The sequence below is a fragment of the Phyllobacterium myrsinacearum genome (assembly GCF_002980555.1).
Lineage (GTDB): Bacteria > Pseudomonadota > Alphaproteobacteria > Rhizobiales > Rhizobiaceae > Phyllobacterium > Phyllobacterium myrsinacearum.
Genome location: NZ_PVBT01000025.1, coordinates 1 through 405, shown reverse-complemented (window position 1 = coordinate 405; position 405 = coordinate 1). Strand labels below are relative to the sequence as shown.

The 405-nt window shown below is 45.9% G+C and carries 1 protein-coding gene; it reads left to right on the top strand.

The window, feature by feature from the left end; translation table 11 throughout:
* Positions 1–156 precede the first annotated feature (156 nt).
* Entirely contained in the window at positions 157–369 is a 213-nt protein-coding gene (cspE, locus tag C5750_RS26200; protein ID WP_000014594.1) for a transcription antiterminator/RNA stability regulator CspE, read from the top strand.
* Positions 370–405 lie beyond the last annotated feature (36 nt).

Sequence of the window (405 nt, the reverse complement as noted above, 5' to 3'; positions counted from 1 at the left end):
CCGATCCGTACAGACCATTAAAGCAGTGTAGTAAGGCAAGTCCCTTCAAGAGTTATCGTTGATACCCCTCGTAGTGCACATTCCTTTAACGCTTCAAAATCTGTAAAGCACGCCATATCGCCGAAAGGCACACTTAATTATTAAAGGTAATACACTATGTCCGGTAAAATGACTGGTATCGTAAAATGGTTCAACGCTGACAAAGGCTTCGGCTTCATCACTCCTGACGATGGCTCTAAAGACGTGTTCGTACACTTCTCTGCTATCCAGAACGATGGTTACAAATCTCTGGACGAAGGTCAGAAAGTGTCCTTCACCATCGAAAGCGGCGCTAAAGGCCCGGCAGCTGGTAACGTAACCAGCCTGTAATCTCTGCTTAAAAGCACAGAATCTAAGATCCCTGCC